This window comes from Mesorhizobium sp. ArgA1, from assembly GCF_053714375.1.
On the sequence record NZ_JBSKBQ010000181.1, the window covers coordinates 1 to 282 of the forward strand.

Consider the following 282-nt stretch of genomic DNA (forward strand, 5'->3'; position numbering starts at 1 on the left):
GCTGCTCAACTCGGCCAAGTTGAACGGCGTCGATCCCGAAGCCTATCTCACCGACGTTCTCGAGCGCATGGTCAGCGGCGCCACGACGAACAACCAACTCCACGAGCTCCTGATTTGGAACTGGAAAGCGGCACGCGAAGCCGAAAGAGCCGCTGCATGACCAGACACAAGCCACGACAGGAGCGCAGGCCCGCCAAGACCACCTTGGCCGACTACGCGATGTCCTTCGAGAAGCTCGGACATTGGCTGGATAAGCGAGGGCAGTCGGCGACGCTTCGTCGC

General features: G+C 61.7%; 1 protein-coding gene. It reads left to right on the forward strand.

Annotation, left to right across the window (positions count from 1 at the left end):
- A partial coding sequence (locus ACWGTI_RS32905; RefSeq protein ID WP_454590712.1) for a transposase domain-containing protein occupies positions 1-160 on the forward strand: 160 nt, incomplete at its 5' end.
- Between the last annotated feature and the right edge of the window lie 122 nt (positions 161-282).